This is a genomic window from Nonomuraea sp. NPDC059007, from assembly GCF_042740555.1.
Lineage (GTDB): Bacteria > Actinomycetota > Actinomycetes > Streptosporangiales > Streptosporangiaceae > Nonomuraea.
On the sequence record NZ_JBHYJD010000019.1, the window covers coordinates 94773 to 115195 of the forward strand.

Consider the following 20423-nt stretch of genomic DNA (forward strand, 5'->3'; position numbering starts at 1 on the left):
ACCATGGACAACCTGCTGTTGTCGAGGCTGCAGTTCGCGACGACGACCTCGATCCACTTCCTCTTCGTCACGCTGACGCTGGGGCTGGTGCTGTTCGTGGCGGGCATGCAGACCGCCTACACGATCACCGGGAACCCGGTCTACCGCCGCATGACGAAGTTCTGGGGCAAGATCTACGTCGTCAACTACGCGGTCGGCATCGTCACGGGCCTGGTGATGGAGTTCCAGTTCGGGCTGAACTGGAGCGGCCTGTCGAAGGTGACGGGCAACGTCTTCGGCGTGCCGCTGGCCCTGGAGACGCTCATCGCGTTCGTCGCCGAGGCCACCTTCCTCGGCATGTGGATCTTCGGCTGGGACCGGATCCGCAAGGGCGTCCACCTGACGCTGATCTGGCTGGTGGCGCTCACCGCGTACGCCTCGGCCTTCTGGATCATGGTCGCGAACGCGTTCCTGCAGCATCCTGTGGGCTACGAGATGCGCGGCGACCAGGCCTACCTCACCGACTTCGGCGCGCTTCTCGCCAACAGCAACCTCATCGACACGCTGCTGCACGTGATCTCCGCGGCCGTGCTGGCCGGAGGGCTGTTCGTCGCCGGGATCAGCGCCTACCACTTCATCAAGCGCACCCAGGAGGTGGAGGTCTTCCGCCGGTCGATGCGCTGGGGGCTGATCGCCGCCCCGATCGGCGCGTTCTCGATCATCCACTGGGGCTTCCTGCAGGAAGTCGTGATCGAGAAGACCCAACCGGCCAAGCTCGCCCAGATGTACGGCGAGCCGGAACGGATGGCGGCGGCGCAACAGGCCATGGAGCAGCAGTTCGGGCCCGGTGACTGGGCGCCGCCCGGGTGGATCGGCGTGCCGTACCAGATCATGATGAACAGCGCCTTCATCATGGCGCTCATCCTGCTCGTCTGCCTCATCCTGTTGTTCCGCAACTGGGTGGTACGGCTGCGCTTCCCGCTCTACGTTCTCCTGATCATGGTCCCGCTGCCGTTCATCGCGGTGATCTCCGGCTGGCTGGTGCGGGAGGTGGGCCGTCAGCCGTGGACCGTCTACGGCCTGCTGACCACCGACAAGGCCGTCTCCGATCTCCCGGCCGCCGTCGTGTTGATCTCCTTCGTCGGGTTCACGTTGGTGCTCGGCACGCTGGCGGTCGTGGATTACGTGCTGATCGCGCGCTTCGTCCGGAAGGGCCCGGACGACGAGCTGTTCGGCTCCACCCTCGACCAGGTGGCCAAGCCCGCCTCTGCCCACAGCTTCTGAAGGAGCAGACCATGGACCTTCTCTGGCCGATCCTGCTGGGCCTGCTGTTCGCCGGATACTTCGTCGTGGACGGGTTCGACATCGGCGCCGGGCTGCTGCTGCGCCGCCTCGGCGGCGGCGAGTACGAGCGGCGGGCCGTCCTCACCTCCATCGGCCCCTTCTTCCTGGGCAACGAGGTGTGGCTGGTGGCCGTCGGCGGTGTGCTCGCCGGCGCCTTCCCGTTGATGAAGGACCACCTGCTCGGCGGCCTCTACCTGCTCATCGTGGCCGGGCTGCTCATCTGGGTGGTGCGCGACGCGGCGATCTGGTTCCGCAGCCGCCGCCCGTCGCCGCGCTGGCGCGCCGGATGGGACGCGATGCTGGGCGGGTCGAGCGGCGTGTTCGCCGTCTTCTGGGGGCTGCTCGTGGGCGCGCTGCTGACCGGCCCGCCGCCGTTGACCGACCGCTGGCTCGTGGCCGGGATCAACGCCGCGGTGTGGGCGGTGGTGATGGTGCTGCTGTTCACCACGCACGGCGCCGTCTTCCTGGCCGCCCGCCTGCCCGCCGACCTCGCCGCCCGCGCCACCGCCACGGCCACCCGCCTGTCGCGCCCCGCCGCCGGGCTGCTCGCGCTCGCCTCCCTCGCCCAGCTCGCCGTACCCGGCCCCGGCGGGATCGCCACGACCGTGCCGGTCGTCCTGCTCGGGCTGCTCGCCGCCGCCGCGCTCTGGGCCGCCCCCGCCGCCCTCGCCAAGTCCCGGTACGGCAGTGCCGTCGCGCTGACCTCGTTCGCGGCGGCCGTACCGGCGGTGCTGGCGAGCCTGCGCCTGGCCGGTGGCCTGACGGACGTCACCGCGGACCCGGCGACGCTGAGCGTGCTGAGCGGCTTCCTCGTCGTCATCGTGCCGGTGCTGGCGGCGATGCAGGCGTGGATGTGGTGGACGTTCCGCCGCCGGGTGCACGCGGGCACGGTGGTGTTCTTCTGACGTTGAGCAGGGAAAAGCCCCGGGACGGTGTTCCGTCCCGGGGCCCGCGCGTGCACTCAGCCCAGGCGGCGGCCGCTCACCAGCGTCTCGGCGTAGCTGAAGGCGTATCCGGCGCCGACCTCGACCGGGGCCAGCGAGGCGAGGTCCTCGTCCGCGCCGGGCAGCAGCCGGAACGCGCCCGTGCCGCGCCACACCGGCCCGAACTCCACGTCCCGCACCGACGAGGCGACGAGCTGGTGCAGCGGCTTCTCGTCCGGCACCCAGGCCGGGAAGTGCCGGTTGTGCACCAGCGGCACCGTGTGCAGGTGCGGCGGCTCGGCCGGTTCGGCGAGCGTCACCGCCACCTCGGCCACCCGCCGGTCGCGTACGGCGAGGCTGGCGCTGAAGCGTCCGCCCGCGGCCATGCGCGGCCCCGCCCGGCCCACCTGGACCGGCCTGGTCAGGTGCACCGACCCGAACTGCTTCGGCATGCCCTGGACCCAGCCGCGCATCAACGGCACCGCCTGGTCCACCCACGCGTACGGGCAGCGCGCCATCGGCGACCCGCCGAACGAGCAGCCCAGCAGGATCAGAAACTCCGAGAACCGGCTGCCCGCCGGGTCCTCCAGCTCCGCGCCCGACTCCGAGCACCACTGCCACTCGGCGAACACCGCGGCCGCGGCCCCGGGATCGGGCCCGAGTTCGAGCTCCGGTGGCAGGAAGCGGGCGGCGGCGGCCGGGTCGACACGGTAGTCGACCATCACCACCTCGCCGGAGAAGTACCAGGGCGGCGAGGTGAGGGAGGAGGAACTTCCGGACGGGGACAGCGGCAGGGAGTACCCGGTCAGCGTCATGTCCCGCAGCCTAGGAAGCGCCGGGGAGATCGGCAATGAGCCTCCATCCCGCCTGGCGCGGGCCACTAACCAGGCTCAATTCCCTCATTAGGATGAGGATCGTGGGGATCGAGGGCGGGCCGTGGGAAGGGCTGGTCAGCGCTCCGGCGCGGGTGCCGCTCAGCTCCCGGCCCTGGCGCTCGGTCGCCTACCTGCTCGGCGGCTTCCTCGTCGCGATCGTCTGGCTGGCCGGGACCGTCGTGCTGCTCGTCGTCGGTGTGGTGACCGTCCCCATCGTCGTCGGCGTGCCGCTGCTGCGCCTGCTGCCGCGCTGGGCCGAGACGCTCGGCCGGGTCGAGCGGGCCCGGCTGCGCCTGGTCGACGGCCGCCCGGCCCCCGATCCACACAGTGGCCGGCACCGTGGCAGGCCGCTGCTGCGCGAGGCGGCCACCTGGCGCGAGGCCGGGCACGGGCTGCTGCTCTGCCTGCTCGGCCCGCTCAACGCCGTCGCGCTGCTGGTGCTCGCGCTGCTGGCCGGGGGCCCGCTGCTGGCCCCGTTCTGGCGCCTGCTGCCGTTCTCGCCGTCGGCCAACCCGTCCTGGCAGAAGGTCACCTCCGACCCGGCGCTCGCGTGGGGCGCCTCGCTGGCCGGGCTGGTGCTGCTCGTCCTGGCCGCCTACCTGGTGACCGCCGTCGCGGCGGCAGAGGCCGGGCTGGCCCGTACGCTGCTCACGCGGCCGCCCGAGGAGGAGCTGGAGCTGCGGCTCATCGAGGTGGACCGCTCGCGGGCCCGGCTCGCCGACGCCTTCGACAGCGAGCGCCGCCGCCTCGAACGCGACCTGCACGACGGCACCCAGCAGCGGCTCACCGGGCTGATGATGACGCTCGGGCTGGTCAAGATGGAGCTGGCCGGGGCCGACCCCGAGGCGAGGAAGCTGGTCGAGCGGGCCCACCGGGAGGCGGGGGAGACGCTGGCCGAGCTCCAGGACCTCGTCCGCGGCATCCATCCGCCCATCCTGACCGACCGCGGGCTCGAAGGGGCGCTGGCCGAGGCGGCGGAGCGATGTCCGGTGCCGGTGACCGTACGCGTGGAGACCTCGCACGGACGCCCGCCCGAGTCGGTGGAGTCGGCCCTGTACTTCGCGGGCTGTGAGGCGCTCACCAACCTCGCCAAGCACAGCGGCGCGAGCGGCGCCGAACTGCTGCTGCGCGACGCCCCCGGCCGCATCGTTCTGCAGGTCAGCGACGACGGCGCGGGCGGCGCCGACACCGCCTCCGGTACCGGCCTGGTCGGCCTGGCCGACCGGGTGGCGGCGGTGGGCGGCACGGTCAGCCTGTCCAGTCCGGAAGGCGGGGGAACGACCCTGCGGGTGGAGGTTACGTGGACGTCGTGATCGCGGACGACGCGGTGCTGCTGCGCGAGGGGCTGCGCCACATCCTGGAGCGCTTCGGCCACCGGGTCGTGGCCTCCGTCGGCGACGCGCCGTCGTTACTGGCCGCCGTCGACCGGCACCTGCCGGAAGTCGCGGTCGTGGACGTGCGGATGCCGCCAGGGTTTCGCGACGAGGGGCTGCGCGCGGCCCTGCGCATCCGCACCGAGCACCCGAAGGTGGCGGTGCTGGTGTTGTCGCAGTATGTCGAGCGCTCGTACGCGATGGAACTGCTGGAGTCGGGCTCCGGGCGGGGCGTCGGCTACCTGCTGAAGAACCGGGTCGGCGAGATCGAGGACTTCCTGGACGCCGTCACCCGGGTGGCCGCGGGCGGCACCGCCATCGACCCCACGGTGGTGGTGCGCCTGCTGGAGAACCGCCAGGACCCCGGTCTGGAGCGCCTCACGCCGCGCGAGCGCGAGGTGCTCGCGCTGATGGCCGAGGGCCGGACCAACAGCGCGATCGCGCGCGAGCTCGTGGTCACCGAGGCGGCGGTGCTCAAGCACGTGGGCAACATCTTCGCCAAGCTCCTGCTGGAGCCGAGCGACGAGGAGCACCGCCGGGTCGCGGCGGTGCTCCGATACCTACGCGAAGGCGCCCGCTAGGCGGCGGCTTCTGCGACCGACGTACGGCGGCGCAGCAGCAGGGCCGTGGGGACGAGCGCGGAGACCACCACGACCAGCACGCAGGCCAGCGCCACCAGCCCCGCCTCGGTCCACGGGAACGCGGTCGGCACCTCAAGCCCGAGCCCGCCCAGCACGCCGCGCAGCCCCAGCACCGCCACCACGGTGACCGCGCCACCGAGCAGCACACCCGTGGCGGCCACGCACAACGCCTCCCACAGCGCCATCCGCAGCACCTGTACCCGCCGAGCGCCCAGGAACAGCAGCCGCGCGAACTCCCCGCGGCGCGCCCCGAACGACAGCGCCGAGGTGTTGGCCACCGCGATCAGCGTGTACGCCACGGCGAACCCGGCCAGCGCGATGGCCCCGATGCGCATGCCCTCCTGCCGGGCCCCGCTCACCATGGCCATGATCTCCACGGTGTCGAACACCTTCAGCTTGGGCCAGCGCTTCTCCAGCTCGGCCCGGATCGCCGCGGGCCGGTCGGCGGACACGTGCACGGCGCTCCAGCCCGCGTCCGCGCCCTTGAGCATGCCCGGCGGTACGAGCAGCCCGCCGCCCAGCGGTGAGCCCTCGTAGAGCGCCGCCAGCCGCGGTGTGGCCTTCACCCCGCCCGCGAGCCGCAGCTCCACCTTCTCGCCGAGCCGCCAGCCGAGCGCCGAGGCCTGGCGCCGGTCGGCGGCGACCGCGCCCTCGCGCAGCGCCTCCAGGCTGCCCTCGACCTTGGTGAGGTTCATGACCTTGCCGATCCCGGCCGGGTCCACGCCCTGCGCGGGCACCGTGCGGGTGGTGCGGTTGGCGTGCACCTCCACCTGCCCCGACGTCACCGGTACGGCCGCGCCCACCCCGGCCTGCCCGCCCAGCCACCGGGCCGCCTCGGCGCTCCCGGCGCCGGACACGACCAGGTCGGAGCGCCACACCTGCTTGGCGTCGGCGGCCATGGCCTCGCCGAGCAGCGTGGTGCCGCCGAGCAGCGACCCGGCCAGCCCGACCGTGATGAGCACCGGCGCCGCGGTGGCCGCGGTGCGCCGGGCCGCCATCCGCACGTTCTCCCTGGCCAGCTCGCCGGTGGCGGCGGTCAGGCGGGCCAGCGGCGCGGCGACCAGCGCGCTGGTCCAGGCGGCGAAGACCGGCGACAGCAGCGCGAAGCCGATCACCAGCGGCATCGAGACGAACATCGTCAGCGGCATCCGCCCGTCCGGCGGCGCCACCGGCACCAGGGCCAGCATGCCGCCCCCGGCCGCCAGCGCGGCCAGCCCGCCCAGCCAGCGGCCCTTGCCGATCGGCTGGTCGGCCAGGGCCGCGGCGCGCAGCGCCTCGACGGGACGGACTGCGGCGGCCCGGCGGGCGGCGGCCACCGTGGCGACCAGGCCCACGAGCACCCCGGCGGCGAAGCATCCGGCCAGCGCGCCCGGCGACAGGCTCGGGGTGAAGGCGGCGGGCAGGAGTTCCTGCGAGCGCAGCAGCGCCGCCATCGCGGCCATGAGCGGCCCGGCCAGCAGCACGCCCAGCGTGGAGGCCAGGACCGCGGCGAACCCCGACTCGGCCAGCACCATCCACCGCACCTGCTGGGGCGCGGCACCGACGGTACGCAGCACGGCCAGTTCCTTGCGCCGCTGGGCGACGATGAAGGCGAAGGTCCCGGCCACCACGAAGACGGTGACGAAGGCGCCGATCACGGCCAGCATGACCAGCAGCGCGCCGGATTCCGACACGGCCCGCCGTACCGCCTCGGGGGTGTCGGGAGGGAGGGCGGAGCCGGAGGCCAGCATCGAGGTCGCGCCGCCCGCGAAGGCGACGCCCAGGGCGAGCGCGATCACCGCGCCCGCGAAACCGGAGACGCGGCTGCGCAGGGTGCGCCAGGCGACCGACAGCAGCGTGCGGGTGCGTACGCCCGGCCGCGCGGGCAGGGCGGAGATGGTGGTCACGCGGCCTCCAGTTCGGCCAGGCGGGCGGCGACCGTGCGGGAGCTGGGCTGACGCAGCTCGTCCACCAGCAGGCCGTCGGACAGGAAGAGCACGCGGTCGGCGTGGGAGGCGGCGAACGGGTCGTGCGTCACCATCACCACGGTGTCGCCGCGCTCGTCGACCAGGCGGCGCAGCAGCGCCAGCACCTCGCGCCCGGACTTGCTGTCGAGGGCGCCGGTGGGCTCGTCGGCGAAGATCACCTCGGGCTGGGCGGCGATGGCGCGGGCGATGGCCACGCGCTGCTGCTGTCCGCCGGACAACTCCGCCGGGCGGTGTCCCATGCGCTCGCCGAGGCCGACCAGCGTGAGCACCTCGCGGATCCACGCGCGCGGCGGGCGGCGGCCCGACAGGCGGATCGGCAGCGCCACGTTCTGGGCGGCGGTCAGCGAGGCGATGAGGTTGAAGGACTGGAAGACGAAGCCCAGGCGGTCACGGCGCAGTTCGGTGCGCTGGCGCTCGTTGAGCTCGCCCAGGTCGGCGCCGCCGATGAGCACCTTCCCGCCGGTCGGCTGGTCGAGCCCGGCGGTGCACTGCAGCAGCGTGGACTTGCCGGAGCCCGACGGGCCCATGATCGCGGTGAAGGAGCGGGCGGGGAAGGTGGTGCTGACCCCGCGCAGCGCGGCGACCTCGTTCGGGGCCTCGCCGTAGACGCGGGAGAGGTCGATCAGGCGTACGGCGTCCGTCGTCACGGTGGCGGTCTCTGTCATGGGTCCCAGTCAACCGGGATCGGGCGCGAAAGACCCGGGCGGCGACGAGAGATCCCGGGGTGGTGTCAGCACTACCACCGCCTGGACCAAGCGGGCTGGCTCCCGTCTGGATCACGGCTACAGGCCGCGCCGAAACCGGGTTGCCACCATACCGGGGCAAGCGTCCCCGAATCGCGCGGAGGAACTGGCGGATGGCCGGCATCGCAGGATGGGTGGATTTCCACCGTGATCTCGCATTGGACCGCAACATCGTGCTGGCGCAGCTCGGCGCGCTCGCGTGGCGCGGCTCGGACGGCGAGGGCCTGTGGGCCTCCTCGCGCGCCGTGCTCGGCCACCGGCGCAGAGCCGCGCTCGACCTGGGCGGCGGCGCCCAGCCCATGGCGCACGGCGGCGCCGTCCTCGCCTTCGACGGCGAGATCTACAACCACGACGCGCTACGGGCCGAGCTGAAGGCGCTCGGCCACACGTTCGCCACCCGCAGCGACACCGAGGTGCTGCTGCACGCCTACCTGGAGTGGGGCGAGCGCTGCCCCGAGCACCTGGACGGCATGTTCGCCTTCGCGATCTGGGACACCGGCCGCGAGCGGCTGCTGCTGGTCCGCGACCGCATGGGCGTCAAGCCGATGTTCTACTACCCGACCGTCTCCGGCGTCGTCTTCGCCTCGGAGCCGAAGGGCGTGCTCGCCCACCCGCTCGTCGAGCGGGTGGCCGACCTCGACGGCCTGCGCGAGCTGCTCGCCTTCACCAGCAGTGTCGGCCGCAGCCCGGTCAAGGGCATGCGGCGCGTACGGCCCGGCGAGGTCGTCACCGTCAGCCGCTCCGGCGTCCACGAGCACCTCTACTGGCGACTGGCGGCCAGGCCGCACACCGACGACCATGACACCACCGTGGCCCGCGTCCGCGAGCTGCTCGAACACTCGGTGGCCCAGCAGCTCGACGCCGACGTCCCCGTGGGCGTGCTGCTGTCCGGCGGCCTCGACTCCAGCACGGTCGCCGCGATCGCCGCGAAGATCCTGGCCGAGCGGGGCGACGGGCCGCTGCGCACGTTCACCGTCGGCTACCCCGGCGGCGCCGCGGGCGGCCCCGGGCCGATGCGGGCCAGTGAGGACGCGCCCTACGCCCGCGAGGTGGCCGCGCACATCGGCTCCGAGCACGAGTTCGTCGAACTGGACGGCGTCGCCGTCACCGACCCGGTGCTGCGGCGCACCGCGGTCGCCGCCCAGCAGGACCTGCCGGTCGCCGCGCCCCAGTTCCCCGCGTCCCTGCGGGCGCTGGCCAGGCGCGTCAGCGAGAAGGTCAGCGTCGTGCTGGCCGGCGAGCAGGCCGACACCGTCTTCGCCTCCTTCATGGGCATGGACCGGCCCGAGGTCGTCGCCGCCCAGACCTACCCGTGGGTCGCCGCCACCGCCCACCACCTGCCGCCCGACGGGCTCGGCACCGGGTTGTTCGCGCCCGACCTGCTCAAGGAGCTCGACGTGCCCGGCTACTGCGCCGACCGGTACCGCGAGGATCTGGCCGGCATGCCGTACCTGGAGGGGGAGGACCAGGACGAGCGGCGCATGCGCGAGATCTACTACCTGCACCTGCGGGGGTGGCAGGAGTTCGGCTGCGCGCTCGACGACGGCGTCAGCCTGGCCGGCGGGCTGGAGCTGCGCTGGCCGTTCTGCGACCACCAGCTCGTCGAATACCTCTTCAACGTGCCGTGGGCGATGAAGACCTTCGACGGCAAGCCCAAGAGCCTGCTCAGGGCGGCCGTCGCCGACCTGCTGCCCGCCTCCGTCCTGGAGCGGGGGCCCAGCCAGTTCCCCACCGGCCGCGACCCGGGGTACGCGCCGCTGCTGAAGTCGGAGCTCGGCCGGCTCCTCGACGACTCCGGCGCCCCCGTCCTGCCGCTCATCGACACGGGCAGGGCCAGGGCGCTGCTGGAGTCGCCGATCGAGCCCAAGCGGGCGTGGCGCGACCTGACCGACATGGAGTCGGTCCTGCAGATCAACCAATGGCTTGACCAGCACAGCATCCGGATTTCCCGGTAGAACACGACGGGGCGTAGAGATGATCTCGAGCAATGTCAACCTCACCGAACTCGAAATCCTGGCTCTCGACAGCGAGCTGAACGTGGCCGACGGCCACGCCCGCCAGGAGCTCAGCGACGGCCAGCAGCGCATCATCGACGAGCTGTCCACGCTCTTCCAGAAGGCCGCGATGCAGCCGATCGCCGACCTGGAAAGGACCGCGCACCGGACCTTCTTCCAGCTCCTCGGCCAGCACCGCTACCCCGTGGGCGACAACGCGGTGCTCAGCTGCTACGCCTCGTCCGTGGCCATGGAGATCCTGGCCAGGTCGCTGGTGACGACGTCGGACGCGGTCGGGCTGGTGCATCCGACCTTCGACAACATCCCCGACATCCTGCGCGGCGTGGGGCTACGGCTGGTGCCGGTCGAAGAGGAGCCGCTGCACACCGGGGACCCGGCGCTGGCCGTACCGGAGGGGGTGGGATGCGTCTTCATCACCACGCCCAACAACCCGACCGGCCGGGTACTGTCGGCCCGGCGGCTGGCCGAGGTGGCCGAGGTGTGCAGGGAGCGCGACGTCGTGCTGGCCCTGGACACCTCCTTCCGCGGCTTCGACACCCGCGCCCACTACGACCACTACGCGGTGCTGGAGGCCAGCGGCTGCCGGTGGGTCGTCATCGAGGACACCGGCAAGCTCTGGGCGACGCTCGACCTCAAGGTCGGCCTGCTGGCCTACAGCCGCAACATCGGCCTGCCGATCCCCAAGATCTACTCCGACATCCTGCTCGGCGTCTCGCCGTTCATCCTGACCCTCGTCGAGCACTTCGCCGAGGACGCGGCCAACGGCGGCCTGTCCGACCTGCACGCCTTCATCGCCGAGGGCCGCGCGATCGTGCGCGGCGTCCTGGGCGACGTGCCCGGCGTCAGCTTCCCCGACCCCGACAGCCGGGTCAGCGTGGAGCGGGTCGACCTCGGCCACCTGCGCTGCGACGACATCTGGGACGAACTGCACAAGCGTCAGGTCTACGCGCTGCCCTGCACCCAGTTCCACTGGGCCGAGCCCGCCCGGGGCGACCGCTCCCTGCGCATCGCGCTGGCCAGGCCGCACAGCTCCATCCGCGCCGCGGCGGAAGAGCTGCGCGCCGTCCTGCTGGCCGCGGGGTGAGCCCGTACTGGCGTACCGGAATCGTGCAGGACGTCGCGCCGCCCGGGATCACCGACCTGGCCCCCGGCTACCTCGACCCCGCCCTGCTCCCCGTGGACCTGCTCGCCGCCGCCTACGACAAGGCCTTCTCCCGGTACGGCCCCGCCGCCCTCTCCTACGGCGAGAACCAGGGCGTCCAGCCCCTGCGCGAAGCCCTCGCCGAACGCGCCGGCTGCGGACCCGAGCACATCCTGATCACCGCGGGCACCTCCCACGCCCTGCACATGCTGGCCACCACGCTGGCCGAGCCGGGCGACGTGGTCCTGTGCGAGCCGACCGCCTACGACTACGGCAAGCAGATCTTCACCGACCGGGGGCTGCGCCTGGCCCCGTTCGCCGCCGACGAGGCGGGACCGGAACCGGACGCGCTGGCCGCCGCCATCCGCAGGCACCGGGCCGTCGGCAGGCGGATCGCGTTCGCCTACCTGATCCCCACCTTCCACAACCCGACCGGGCGGCTGGTGGGGGAGGAACGGCGCCTGGCGCTGCTGGACGTGGCCCGCGAGCACGACGTCCTCGTCGTGGAGGACGACGCCTACGCCGAGCTGTGCCTGGACGAGCTGACCATGCCGGCGCCGATGGCCGCGCTGGCCGGCTACGAGGGAGTGGTCAGGCTCTGCTCGTTCGCCAAGACACTCGGGCCGGGACTGCGGCTCGGCTGGATGCTGGCCGCGCCGCCCATGGTGGCAGCAGCCGCCGCCAGCGGGCTGCTGTCCAGCGGTGGCGGGCTCAACCACCTGGCCTCGCTCGCGGTCACCACCCTCATCGAGGACGGCGGCTACGACGCCAGGCTCACCATGCTCCGCAAGGAACTGGGCGCCCGCCGGGACGCCCTGGTCAAGGGCCTGGGCACGGCCTGCTTCGCCCGGCCGCCGCACGGCGGGTTCTTCCTGTGGGTGCGCGGCGCCAGCGAGGAGCACATGCTGGCCGCCGCCGCGCGGGCCGGGATCCGGGTGGCCGCGGGCTCCCGGTTCGGCCGGCCGCCGACGCCCGCCGTACGCCTGAGCTACAGCTTCAACCCCCCGGACACCCTCTTCCAGGCCGGCCGCCGGCTGACCCAACACCAGAAGGGATGACCATGCAGCGAACGCTCATCGTGGCGAAGATGGACGCGGCGAACGCCGACGCCGTCGCCGCCCTCTTCGCCAAGTCGGACGCCTCCGAGCTGCCCCACCTCATCGGGGCCAAGCGGCGCACCCTGTTCCGCTTCCACGACCTCTACTTCCACCTGGTCGAGGCCGGCGAGGACATCACCGACGGGCTTTACAAGGCCAGGAGCACGGAGCTCTACAAGGAGCTCAACACCGGCCTCAGCGAGTTCATCTCGCCCTACGACCCGAACTGGCGTGAGCCCAAGGACGCCATGGCCACGCCCTTCTACCACTGGGAGGCCTGATCATGGCCGGCCACACCGACAACGCCATCGACATCGCCGCCCCGCTCGACCTGGTCTGGAAGATGACCAACGACGTCGAGTCGTGGCCCGAGCTGTTCAGCGAGTACGCCGCCACCGAGATCCTCGCCCGCGACGGTCACACGATCAGGTTCCGGCTCACCATGCACCCCGACCCGCAGGGCAACAAGTGGAGCTGGGTCTCCGAGCGCACCTCCGACCCCGAGACCAGGACCGTACGCGCCCACCGCGTCGAGACCGGCTGGTTCAAGTACATGAACCTCTTCTGGGAGTACACCGAGCCCGCGCCCGGCCGGGTACGCATGCGCTGGGTCCAGGACTTCGAGATGAAGCCCGTCTCCCCGGTGGACGACGCCGCCATGCGCGAGCGCCTGAACACCAACACCGCTGTCCAGATGCAGCGGATCAAGGGCCTGGTCGAGCAGGCGGCGGGCTGAGCCGATGGGCGTCCTGGTCTCACAGATCTCCATCGCGCTGAGCGGCCTGGTCGCGGGCATGCTCCTGTGGTCGGCGATCGGCGGCGTGCCCTGGATGCGCCGCCTGCCCGCCGGCGAGTACGTACGGCTGCACCAGTACTGGTCGCCCCGGTTCGACCCGCTCGGGCCGATCATGGTGATCGGCGTGCTGGCGTGCGACGTCTACCTGCTGCTGGTCGCGCCCACCAAGGGCGCGCGATACCTGCTCGGTACGCTCATCGCGGCACTGGTCGCGGTCATCGTGATCTCCGCGACCCGCAACGCCGTGCTGAAGAAGCGGGTCATGCGGCTCGACCCCGACGACCTGCCCGCCGACTGGTCGCAGCGCGACCCCCGTCCCGCCTTCGGCAAGTGGAACATGGTCAGGACCGTCATCACGGTGCTGGTCTTCCTCGGCAACGTCGAGGCCATGGCGGTGTACACGCTGTGACCTTCCGCGTGCTGCTCGACATCCAGGTACGGCCCGGCCAGGAGGACGCCTTCGAGCGCACCTGGCGCGAGGTCGCCGAGGGCATCGCCGCCCACCCCGCCAACCGGGGGCAGAGCCTGCTGCGCGGCGAGGACGCCTACTACGTGATCACCGACTGGACCGACGAGTCCGCGTTCCGGCAATTCGAACTCAGCCCCGCGCACGTCGACAACCGCGCGCGGCTGGCCCCTTACCGAACAGGAGGCTCCATGGCCACCATGCCGACCGACCACGAGCGGGTCCGGGTCATCCTCTGGTACCGCGTGCCGAAGGAGGAGGTGCAGCCGCTGTCGAAGACGTACCAGCAGATCAGCGAGCAGCTCGTCGGCACCCCCGGCATGCTCGGCAACGAGCTCCTGCACTCCCAGGTGAACGAGACCACCATGGCCGTCACCAGCTACTGGGAGAGCTACCAGCACCTCCAGGACTGGGTGCACAGCAGCAGCCACCGCCACACCAGCCCGCTGCGCCCCTACCTCGACACCGCCCGCGAGCAGCCCTACGAGACCTTCACCGTGGTCTCGGCGTTCTAGGAGGAGTCGTGGACGAGAGGTGGATCCGCTGCCGGCGCTGCCAGGCGATGATCCATCACCGCCGGTTCGGCAGGGCGCTGGGCGTCTGCCCCGAGTGCGGGTGCCATCATCCCGTCACCGCGGGGCAGCGGGTGGAGCAGCTGCTCGACCCGGGCTCGTTCCGGCCCTTCGAGACGCCGGAGGTGGTGGAGGACCCGCTGGGGTTCGTCGACGCGGTGCCGTACCCGGACAGGATCGCGGCGGCGCGGACGGCGACCGGCCTCGACGAGGCCGCCGTCGGCGGCCGGGGGACGATCGGCGGGCGGCCCGTCGTGCTGGTCGTCATGGACTTCCGCTTTCTCGGCGGCAGCCTCGGCGCCGCCGTCGGAGAGCTGGTCACCCTCGCCGCCGAGACCGCGGCGGCCGAGCGGGCGCCGCTGGTCACCGTGACCGCCTCGGGCGGCGCCCGGATGCAGGAGGGCGTGATCGCGCTCATGCAGATGGCCAAGACCGCCCAGGCCTTCGCCGGTCTGGACGCGGCCGGGGTGCTGTCGGTCTCGGTGATCGCCGATCCCACCTTCGGCGGGGTGGCCGCCTCGTTCGCGACGCTGGCCGACGTCATCCTCATCGAGCCGGGGGCGCGGCTGGGCTTCGCCGGGCCCCGGGTCATCCAGCAGACGATCAGGCAGGAGCTGCCGGACGGCTTCCAGACGGCCGAGTTCCTGCTGGAGCACGGGATGGTCGACGCGATCGTGCCGCGTTCCGGGCTGCGCGCGACGCTGTCGTCGCTGGTATCGGCTTCTTCGGGAGTCTCGCCTTCGGGTGTTTCGCCAGATTTCGAGGCTGTCGCGCCGTTCATCCCGCCGTCGCGTGAACCCTGGGATGTCGTACGGCTGGCGCGCGAGACCGGCCGCCCCACCACCGCCGACTACGCCGGCCTCATCCTCGACGACTTCCTGCGCCTGCACGGCGACCGGGTCTTCGGCGACTCCCCGTCGATCGTGGCCGGCATCGGCCGCCTCGACGGGCTCCCGCTGATGCTCATCGGCCACCAGAAGGGCCACACCACCCGCGACCGCACGGCCTCCAACTTCGGCATGCCCTCACCCGAGGGCTACCGGATGGCCGGCCGGCTGATGCGCCTGGCCGACAAGCTCGGCCTGCCCGTCCTCACCCTCGTCGACACGCCCGGCGCCTACCCCGGCCTGTCCGCCGAGGAACGCGGCCAGGCGCTGGCCATCGCCGAGAGCCAGCGCCTCATGGCCCAGCTCACCGTGCCCGTCGTCACCGTCGTCACCGGCGAGGGCGGCAGCGGCGGCGCGCTCGCGCTCGCCGTCGCCAACCGCGTCCTCATCAGCGCCAACGCCTGGTACTCCGTGATCACGCCCGAGGGGTGCGCCTCGATCCTGTGGAAGAGCGCCGCGGAGGCGCCGCGGGCCGCCGCCGCGCTCAAGGTCGAGGCGGGCGAACTGCTGCGGCTGCGCGTGGTGGACGCGGTCGTCGAGGAGCCCGACGGGGGCGCGCACACCGACCCCGTCAAGGCCGCCGCCCTGCTCGGCGCCGCCGTCCGCGCCGCCTTCGCAGAACTGCTCCCGCTGTCCGGCCCCGAGCTGGTACGGCAGCGCCGCGACCGGTTCCGGCGCTTCGGCGTCCCAGAACTCACCCGGAGGTGAATCCATGACCGAGCTCCCCAACGACAGCGACTTCGACACGCTGTGCGAGGCGGCGACCAGACTGGTCTCCCTGCTGCCGCATCCGCCGGCCACGCTCAAGATCTCGCACGGGCTGGCCAGCGCCGAGCTGACCTGGAGCGACGGCTTCCCCGCCGTGGTGACCACGACGGTGGACCCGCCGCTTCCCGACGACGGGCACATCCAGGTGCGGGCCCCGCTCGTCGGCACCTTCTACCGGGCGCCCGAGCCGGGGGCGGCGCCGTACGTCTCCGTCGGCGACTCCGTCGAGGTCGGCCAGCAGATCGGGATCGTCGAGTCGATGAAGCTCATGAACCCGATCGTCGCCGAGGCCCCCGGCCGCGTCGTCGAGATCCCCGCGGCCGACGCGGCGCCGGTCGAGTACGACCAGCCGCTCGTGGTCATCGCGCCGGGCGACTCCTCGGCCTGCGACACCCTCTTCCCCGGGGCGCGATGATGTTCGGCACCGTGTTGATCGCCAACCGGGGCGAGATCGCGCTACGGGTGGGGCGTACCTGCCGGGAGCTCGGCATCAGGACCGTCGCCGTCCACTCCGCGGCCGACGCGCCGCCCGACTGGGCCGACCGGACCATCAGGATCGGCCCCGCTCCCGCCCGGCGCAGCTACCTCAACGCCGCCGCCCTCGTCGAGGCCGCCCTGCAGTCCGGCGCCGACGCCGTCCACCCCGGCTACGGATTCCTGTCGGAGGACGCGGAGTTCGCCCGCATCTGCGAGGAGTACGGGCTGACGTTCATCGGCCCGTCCGCCGACGTCATCGAGGCCATGGGCGACAAGGCCGCCGCCCGCGCCACCATGAGCGCGGCCGGGGTCCCCGTACTGCCCGGCAGCCTGCACGCGGTCGAGGAGGAAGAAGGCCGCCGGCTCGCCGACGAGGTCGGCTACCCGGTCGTCATCAAGGCCGTCGCCGGGGGCGGCGGGCGCGGCATGGCCATCGTGTACTCCGGCGACGACTTCCCCGGCTCCTACCGGCGGGTGCGGGCCGAGGCCCAGCTCCTGTTCGGCGACGACCGGGTCTGCCTGGAGCGCTACCTGCGGGCCGCGCACCACGTGGAGATCCAGGTGATCTGCGATGCGCACGGCAACGCCGTACACCTGGGCGAACGCGACTGCTCCACCCAGCGGCGCCGGCAGAAGCTCCTGGAGGAGACCCCGTCGCCCGCCGTCGCGCCCGAGCTCGCCGAGCGGATGGCGCAGGCCGCGCTCGCCGGCGCCCGCGCCATCGGCTACCGCGGCCTCGGCACCTTCGAGTTCCTCGTCGACGACGACACCGGCGACTACTTCTTCATCGAGACCAACTGCCGCATCCAGGTCGAACACCCCGTCACCGAACTCGTCACCGGCCTCGACCTGGTCAGCGAGCAACTCGCCGTCGCCTCAGGACACCCTCTGCCGTTCCGGCAGGAAGACGTCGTACGGCGGGGCGCGGCGCTCGAATGCCGCATCAACGCCGAAGACCCCGAGCGGAACTTCGCCCCCGCCCCCGGCCTCATCGAGGAGTTCACGCCGCCCGGCGGCCCGTTCGTCCGCGTGGACACCCACGTCCGGGCCGGAACCCGCATCCCGCCCGACTACGACCCCATGATCGCCAAGATCGTCACCTGGGGCGCCGACCGGGACCAGGCCATCGACCGCATGGACCGGGCCCTGTCCGAGCTGCGCGTCACCGGGCCGGGACTGCGCACCAACACCGCCTTCCTGCGCGAGGTGCTCGCCACCCCCGTCTTCCGCAAAGGCGCCCACACCACCGGCTTCATCGACCACCTCACCAAGGGAGAGACATGACGACCCTTCCGGATACCGAGATCAACCTCGTCCGCGACGAGAAAGGAGAGGTGACGCTCTACATCGGCGAAGTCCAGGCCATGCAGGGCTGGGAACGTTCCCTCATGTGGCGCTCGGCCGACCTGCTGTGCGAGCGCGGCGGCGAGTTCCTGGAGGTCGGCCTCGGGCTCGGCTACTCCGCCCTGCGCATCGCCGGGCGCGCCGACACCTACCGGCACACCGTCGTCGAGAAACACCCCAAGGTCATCGAGCTGTTCCGCGAGGCCAACCCCGACGTGCCCGCCACCCTGGAGATCGTCGAAGCCGACTTCTTCGACTACGTGGAGACCCTCAGGCCCGAAAGCTACGACGGCGTCTTCTTCGACCCCGAACTGCCCAAGGCCATCTTCGAGGACCGGGCCAGGCTCGACGCGTTCATGCCCAAGGTGGTGCGCGCGCTGCGCCCCGGCGGCACGTTCGTGCCCATGTTCTCCCTCGACGGCGACGTGCCCGACGCCGCCACCTGCACCGCCTCCGCCGCCACCATCCTCGAACGCTACCTGCGCTTCTTCGACCGCGTGGTCGTCGAGCGGCAGCCGTACCACGCCTATGCCACCACCGCCTACACGCCGAGCACCCGCGGCGACGCCTTCATCCTCTGCTTCACCAAGGACTAGGAGACAGCCCATGACGCTGACCGCAGCTTCCCTGATCAAGACGGCCACCGGCTTCTACGAGGCCCAGGCCCTCTACGCCGCCGTAGAACTCGGCGTCTTCTCCAAGGTCGCCGACGGCCCCGTCCCCTACGAGCGCCTGCGCGACGACCTCGGCCTCCACCAGAACGTCGCCGGCGACTTCCTCGACGCCCTCGTCGCCATGCGCCTGCTCACCAGGGACGCGAGCGGCTACGGCCCGACCGCCGCCGCCAGCGCGTACCTCACCCCCGGCGCCCCCGAGTACATCGGCGGCTTCCTCGCCCTCAACCAGCGTCGCCTCTACCCCGCGTGGGGCGACCTGACCTCCTTCCTCAAGACCGCCGCCAACCTGGCCCACGGCGCCAAGGTCGACGACCCCATGCCCGCCCTGTACGCCACCCCCCAGCGCACCCGCTCCTTCGCCGAAGGCATGGACGGCTACGCCACCCTCCTCGGCCGCCCCATCTCCGAGAAGTTCGACTGGTCCTCGGTGAAGTCCTTCGCCGACCTCGGCGGCTGCCGCGGCATGCTCACCACCCGCATCGCCGCCGCCCACCCCCACCTGGAGGGCGTCACCTTCGACCTGGCCCCCCTCAACCCCCTGTTCGACGAGCTGGTGGCCTCTACCGACCTGGGCACCCGAGTCCGCTTCCAGGCCGGCAGCTTCTTCACCGACCCGCTGCCCGAGACCGAGGTGTACGTGATCGGGCACGTGCTCCACGACTGGGTCGAATCCCAGCGCCGCCAGATCATCCAGCGCGCCTACGACCACCTGCCCGCGGGCGGCGCGCTGCTCATCTACGACAGCATGATCGACGACCAGCGGGAGGAGTCGGCGTTCGGGTTGCTGATGAGCTTGAACATGGCGCTGCTCAGCGGCTCGTCGGAGTACACGATCGCGCAGGGGGAGGGGTGGCTGCGTGAGGCGGGATTCCAGGTGGACAGCCCGGTAGCCCTGAACGAACTCACCACCCTCCTGATCGGCCGCAAACCCCTCTAACCGCCAACCGGCGCCGGGCCCACCACCAGGTCCCCCGGCGCCACCCACCCCTCCACCCAGCTCCCTCCACCCACGCCCTGCCCTCACCCTGGTCCTCCGCCCCAGCCCTCCGCGCGCCCCTCCACCCGCCCCCTCAACCCACGCCCTGCCCCTCACCTCAGTCCTCCGCTCCACCCCTTCGCGCGACCTCCTTCGCGCGACCCCCTCTGCCCGGCCCCCTCCTCGCGTCCCATCCCACGGCTGTCCCCGTCCGCCTTTGGCCCCCGGGCCCGCTCGCTCCTGAGCCCACCCACCCTTCGCCCTAGCCCCGCCCGCCCCGGGTTGCAGGGGAGCGGGCGGACACCCGTGCTTGTCCGGCGCCGCGTCGGCGAGACGTTGCCCGGCGGCTTCCGGCGCAACGCGCACGGTCCGCCGCCCCGCCCGTCCGCCCCCGGCTACCGGGGAAGTGGGGCGCACGCCCGTGCTTGTCCGGCGCCGCGTCGGCGAGACGTTGCCCGGCGGCTTCCGGCGCAACGCGCACGGCCCCTGCCCCTTCCGGGCCCCGGCCCCTGGCCACCTGGCTCCCGGCAGTCGTCGGCATCTGGCCCACCCAACCCCGGCTCCCCGGCTGCTCACGCAACCCCGGCTCCCGACCGTCCACACCCTCGGCCCTCCCCGACGTCCCGCAACCCCGGGCAACAGCCCGCCCAGCCGTACCCCCAGGCAAAGCGCGGCTACGGGGTGGGGATGCGGCGCCAGGCGGTGTCGGTGATGATCAGGTGGTCGAGGAGGCGCAGGCCCACGGTGTCGGCCGCCTCTGCCAGGCGGGTCGTGGCGGTCAGATCGGCGTGGCTGGGGGTGAGGGTGCCGGCCGGGTGGTTGTGGGCGACCCCGAACGCGGCGCCGCCCATGGTGAGCACAGTGGTGATGATCTCGCGGACCGGGAACGGCGTGTGGTCGGCCCCGCCTTCCGTCAGGACGGTGCGCCGCAAGATGCCACCCTGGCCGTCGCACACCACGATCGCGAGCCGTTCGCGCGTGTGCCCGCGGAGCAACGGCGCGGTGACCTCGGCCAGGTCGGAACTCCCGGTGATCCTGGCCCGCTCCGGCCCGGCCTGCGCCCGCCGTACGAGATGGAAGGCGGCGGCGACGCGTGCGGCCTTCGCGGGACCCACGCCCCGGACGGCGAGCAGGCGATGGGGCTCGGCGCGGGCGAGTTCGCCGAGGTCACCGCAGTGCTCGATGACTCGCGCGGCGAGCTCGACCGCCCCGGCCCCGCGGAACCCGGACCCGAGCAGCACGGCGAGCAGCTCACGGTCGGCGAGCGCGGCGCCGCCGGACGCCATGAGGCGCTCGCGTGGCCGCTCGTGAGCGGGCAGGTCGTTGACTAGCACGAGAACTTTCTATCAACCTCCACCGACA

Annotated in this window: 20 protein-coding genes; 16 read left to right on the forward strand and 4 right to left on the reverse strand. The window is 72.5% G+C overall.

Features of this window, described 5'->3' with window-relative positions:
• Window positions 1-3 precede the first annotated feature (3 nt).
• On the forward strand, window positions 4-1263 hold the full coding sequence (locus ACFWY5_RS29450) for a cytochrome ubiquinol oxidase subunit I (RefSeq protein WP_379635710.1): 1260 nt from the start codon (window positions 4-6) through the stop codon (window positions 1261-1263).
• 11 nt (window positions 1264-1274) lie between these two features.
• Entirely contained in the window at window positions 1275-2228 is a 954-nt protein-coding gene (locus ACFWY5_RS29455; RefSeq protein ID WP_379618186.1) for a cytochrome d ubiquinol oxidase subunit II, read from the forward strand.
• 56 nt (window positions 2229-2284) lie between these two features.
• On the opposite strand, the gene mppR is transcribed toward ACFWY5_RS29455, so the two are convergent.
• On the reverse strand, window positions 2285-3061 hold the full coding sequence (mppR, locus tag ACFWY5_RS29460; protein ID WP_379635712.1) for an enduracididine biosynthesis enzyme MppR: 777 nt from the start codon (window positions 3059-3061) through the stop codon (window positions 2285-2287).
• Between the two features lie 92 nt (window positions 3062-3153).
• Between mppR and ACFWY5_RS29465 the strand changes: the two genes are divergently transcribed.
• Window positions 3154-4434, forward strand: coding sequence for a sensor domain-containing protein (locus ACFWY5_RS29465; RefSeq protein ID WP_379618190.1), 1281 nt, complete (start codon window positions 3154-3156; stop codon window positions 4432-4434).
• Window positions 4422-5075: a response regulator gene (locus tag ACFWY5_RS29470; RefSeq protein WP_379635714.1), complete on the forward strand. Its 654-nt coding sequence runs from the start codon at window positions 4422-4424 to the stop codon at window positions 5073-5075. Before ACFWY5_RS29465 ends, ACFWY5_RS29470 begins: the two co-directional genes overlap by 13 nt.
• Here ACFWY5_RS29470 and ACFWY5_RS29475 read toward each other — a convergent pair.
• Together ACFWY5_RS29475 and ACFWY5_RS29480 are read right to left on the reverse strand one after the other, a co-directional pair.
• Window positions 5072-7021: an FtsX-like permease family protein gene (locus tag ACFWY5_RS29475; protein ID WP_379618194.1), complete on the reverse strand. Its 1950-nt coding sequence runs from the start codon at window positions 7019-7021 to the stop codon at window positions 5072-5074. The two genes, ACFWY5_RS29470 and ACFWY5_RS29475, sit on opposite strands and share 4 nt — an antisense overlap.
• Window positions 7018-7767, reverse strand: a complete 750-nt coding sequence (locus ACFWY5_RS29480) for an ABC transporter ATP-binding protein (RefSeq protein WP_379618196.1) — start codon at window positions 7765-7767, stop codon at window positions 7018-7020. Before ACFWY5_RS29480 ends, ACFWY5_RS29475 begins: the two co-directional genes overlap by 4 nt.
• A 191-nt stretch (window positions 7768-7958) precedes the next feature.
• Between ACFWY5_RS29480 and asnB the strand changes: the two genes are divergently transcribed.
• From asnB to ACFWY5_RS29540, 12 genes are read left to right on the forward strand one after another with little or no spacing between them, the layout of a single operon-like run.
• Window positions 7959-9800: an asparagine synthase (glutamine-hydrolyzing) gene (asnB, locus tag ACFWY5_RS29485; protein ID WP_379635716.1), complete on the forward strand. Its 1842-nt coding sequence runs from the start codon at window positions 7959-7961 to the stop codon at window positions 9798-9800.
• A gap of 19 nt (window positions 9801-9819) precedes the next feature.
• The gene (mppP, locus tag ACFWY5_RS29490; RefSeq protein WP_379618200.1) at window positions 9820-10944 is read left to right on the forward strand and encodes an enduracididine biosynthesis enzyme MppP; all 1125 of its coding nucleotides are present in this window, start codon (window positions 9820-9822) and stop codon (window positions 10942-10944) included.
• On the forward strand, window positions 10941-12059 hold the full coding sequence (locus ACFWY5_RS29495; RefSeq protein ID WP_379618202.1) for a PLP-dependent aminotransferase family protein: 1119 nt from the start codon (window positions 10941-10943) through the stop codon (window positions 12057-12059). The genes mppP and ACFWY5_RS29495 overlap by 4 nt, the downstream gene beginning before the upstream one ends.
• Window positions 12056-12379 carry a TcmI family type II polyketide cyclase gene (locus ACFWY5_RS29500; RefSeq protein ID WP_379618204.1) on the forward strand — a complete coding sequence of 108 codons (324 nt, stop codon included), beginning with the start codon at window positions 12056-12058 and terminating at the stop codon, window positions 12377-12379. The genes ACFWY5_RS29495 and ACFWY5_RS29500 overlap by 4 nt, the downstream gene beginning before the upstream one ends.
• 2 nt (window positions 12380-12381) lie before the next feature.
• Entirely contained in the window at window positions 12382-12834 is a 453-nt protein-coding gene (locus ACFWY5_RS29505) for an SRPBCC family protein (protein WP_379618206.1), read from the forward strand.
• 4 nt (window positions 12835-12838) lie between these two features.
• Window positions 12839-13303 carry an anthrone oxygenase family protein gene (locus ACFWY5_RS29510; RefSeq protein WP_379618208.1) on the forward strand — a complete coding sequence of 155 codons (465 nt, stop codon included), beginning with the start codon at window positions 12839-12841 and terminating at the stop codon, window positions 13301-13303.
• Entirely contained in the window at window positions 13300-13875 is a 576-nt protein-coding gene (locus tag ACFWY5_RS29515; protein ID WP_379635718.1) for an antibiotic biosynthesis monooxygenase family protein, read from the forward strand. Before ACFWY5_RS29510 ends, ACFWY5_RS29515 begins: the two co-directional genes overlap by 4 nt.
• Before the next feature lie 8 nt (window positions 13876-13883).
• Entirely contained in the window at window positions 13884-15527 is a 1644-nt protein-coding gene (locus tag ACFWY5_RS29520; protein ID WP_379635720.1) for an acetyl-CoA carboxylase carboxyltransferase subunit alpha, read from the forward strand.
• 4 nt (window positions 15528-15531) lie between these two features.
• Window positions 15532-16002, forward strand: a complete 471-nt coding sequence (locus ACFWY5_RS29525; protein ID WP_379635722.1) for an acetyl-CoA carboxylase biotin carboxyl carrier protein — start codon at window positions 15532-15534, stop codon at window positions 16000-16002.
• A gap of 11 nt (window positions 16003-16013) precedes the next feature.
• Window positions 16014-17348 (forward strand): acetyl/propionyl/methylcrotonyl-CoA carboxylase subunit alpha, encoded by a 1335-nt coding sequence (locus ACFWY5_RS29530; RefSeq protein ID WP_379618216.1) that lies wholly within the window; start codon window positions 16014-16016, stop codon window positions 17346-17348.
• The gene (locus ACFWY5_RS29535) at window positions 17345-18004 is read left to right on the forward strand and encodes a class I SAM-dependent methyltransferase (protein WP_379618218.1); all 660 of its coding nucleotides are present in this window, start codon (window positions 17345-17347) and stop codon (window positions 18002-18004) included. The genes ACFWY5_RS29530 and ACFWY5_RS29535 overlap by 4 nt, the downstream gene beginning before the upstream one ends.
• 10 nt (window positions 18005-18014) lie before the next feature.
• Window positions 18015-19022, forward strand: a complete 1008-nt coding sequence (locus tag ACFWY5_RS29540; RefSeq protein ID WP_379618220.1) for a methyltransferase — start codon at window positions 18015-18017, stop codon at window positions 19020-19022.
• A gap of 713 nt (window positions 19023-19735) precedes the next feature.
• On the opposite strand, the gene ACFWY5_RS29545 is transcribed toward ACFWY5_RS29540, so the two are convergent.
• Window positions 19736-20395 (reverse strand): RadC family protein, encoded by a 660-nt coding sequence (locus ACFWY5_RS29545; protein ID WP_379635724.1) that lies wholly within the window; start codon window positions 20393-20395, stop codon window positions 19736-19738.
• Window positions 20396-20423 lie beyond the last annotated feature (28 nt).

Coding starts and splice junctions, on each gene's coding strand:
- ACFWY5_RS29450 (WP_379635710.1), top strand. CDS start 4: ATGGACAACCTGCTGTTGTCGAGGCTGCAGTTCGCGACGACGACCTCG.
- ACFWY5_RS29455 (WP_379618186.1), top strand. CDS start 1,275: ATGGACCTTCTCTGGCCGATCCTGCTGGGCCTGCTGTTCGCCGGATAC.
- mppR (WP_379635712.1), bottom strand. CDS start 3,061: ATGACGCTGACCGGGTACTCCCTGCCGCTGTCCCCGTCCGGAAGTTCC.
- ACFWY5_RS29465 (WP_379618190.1), top strand. CDS start 3,154: ATGAGGATCGTGGGGATCGAGGGCGGGCCGTGGGAAGGGCTGGTCAGC.
- ACFWY5_RS29480 (WP_379618196.1), bottom strand. CDS start 7,767: ATGACAGAGACCGCCACCGTGACGACGGACGCCGTACGCCTGATCGAC.
- asnB (WP_379635716.1), top strand. CDS start 7,959: ATGGCCGGCATCGCAGGATGGGTGGATTTCCACCGTGATCTCGCATTG.
- mppP (WP_379618200.1), top strand. CDS start 9,820: ATGATCTCGAGCAATGTCAACCTCACCGAACTCGAAATCCTGGCTCTC.
- ACFWY5_RS29500 (WP_379618204.1), top strand. CDS start 12,056: ATGACCATGCAGCGAACGCTCATCGTGGCGAAGATGGACGCGGCGAAC.
- ACFWY5_RS29505 (WP_379618206.1), top strand. CDS start 12,382: ATGGCCGGCCACACCGACAACGCCATCGACATCGCCGCCCCGCTCGAC.
- ACFWY5_RS29510 (WP_379618208.1), top strand. CDS start 12,839: ATGGGCGTCCTGGTCTCACAGATCTCCATCGCGCTGAGCGGCCTGGTC.
- ACFWY5_RS29525 (WP_379635722.1), top strand. CDS start 15,532: ATGACCGAGCTCCCCAACGACAGCGACTTCGACACGCTGTGCGAGGCG.
- ACFWY5_RS29535 (WP_379618218.1), top strand. CDS start 17,345: ATGACGACCCTTCCGGATACCGAGATCAACCTCGTCCGCGACGAGAAA.
- ACFWY5_RS29540 (WP_379618220.1), top strand. CDS start 18,015: ATGACGCTGACCGCAGCTTCCCTGATCAAGACGGCCACCGGCTTCTAC.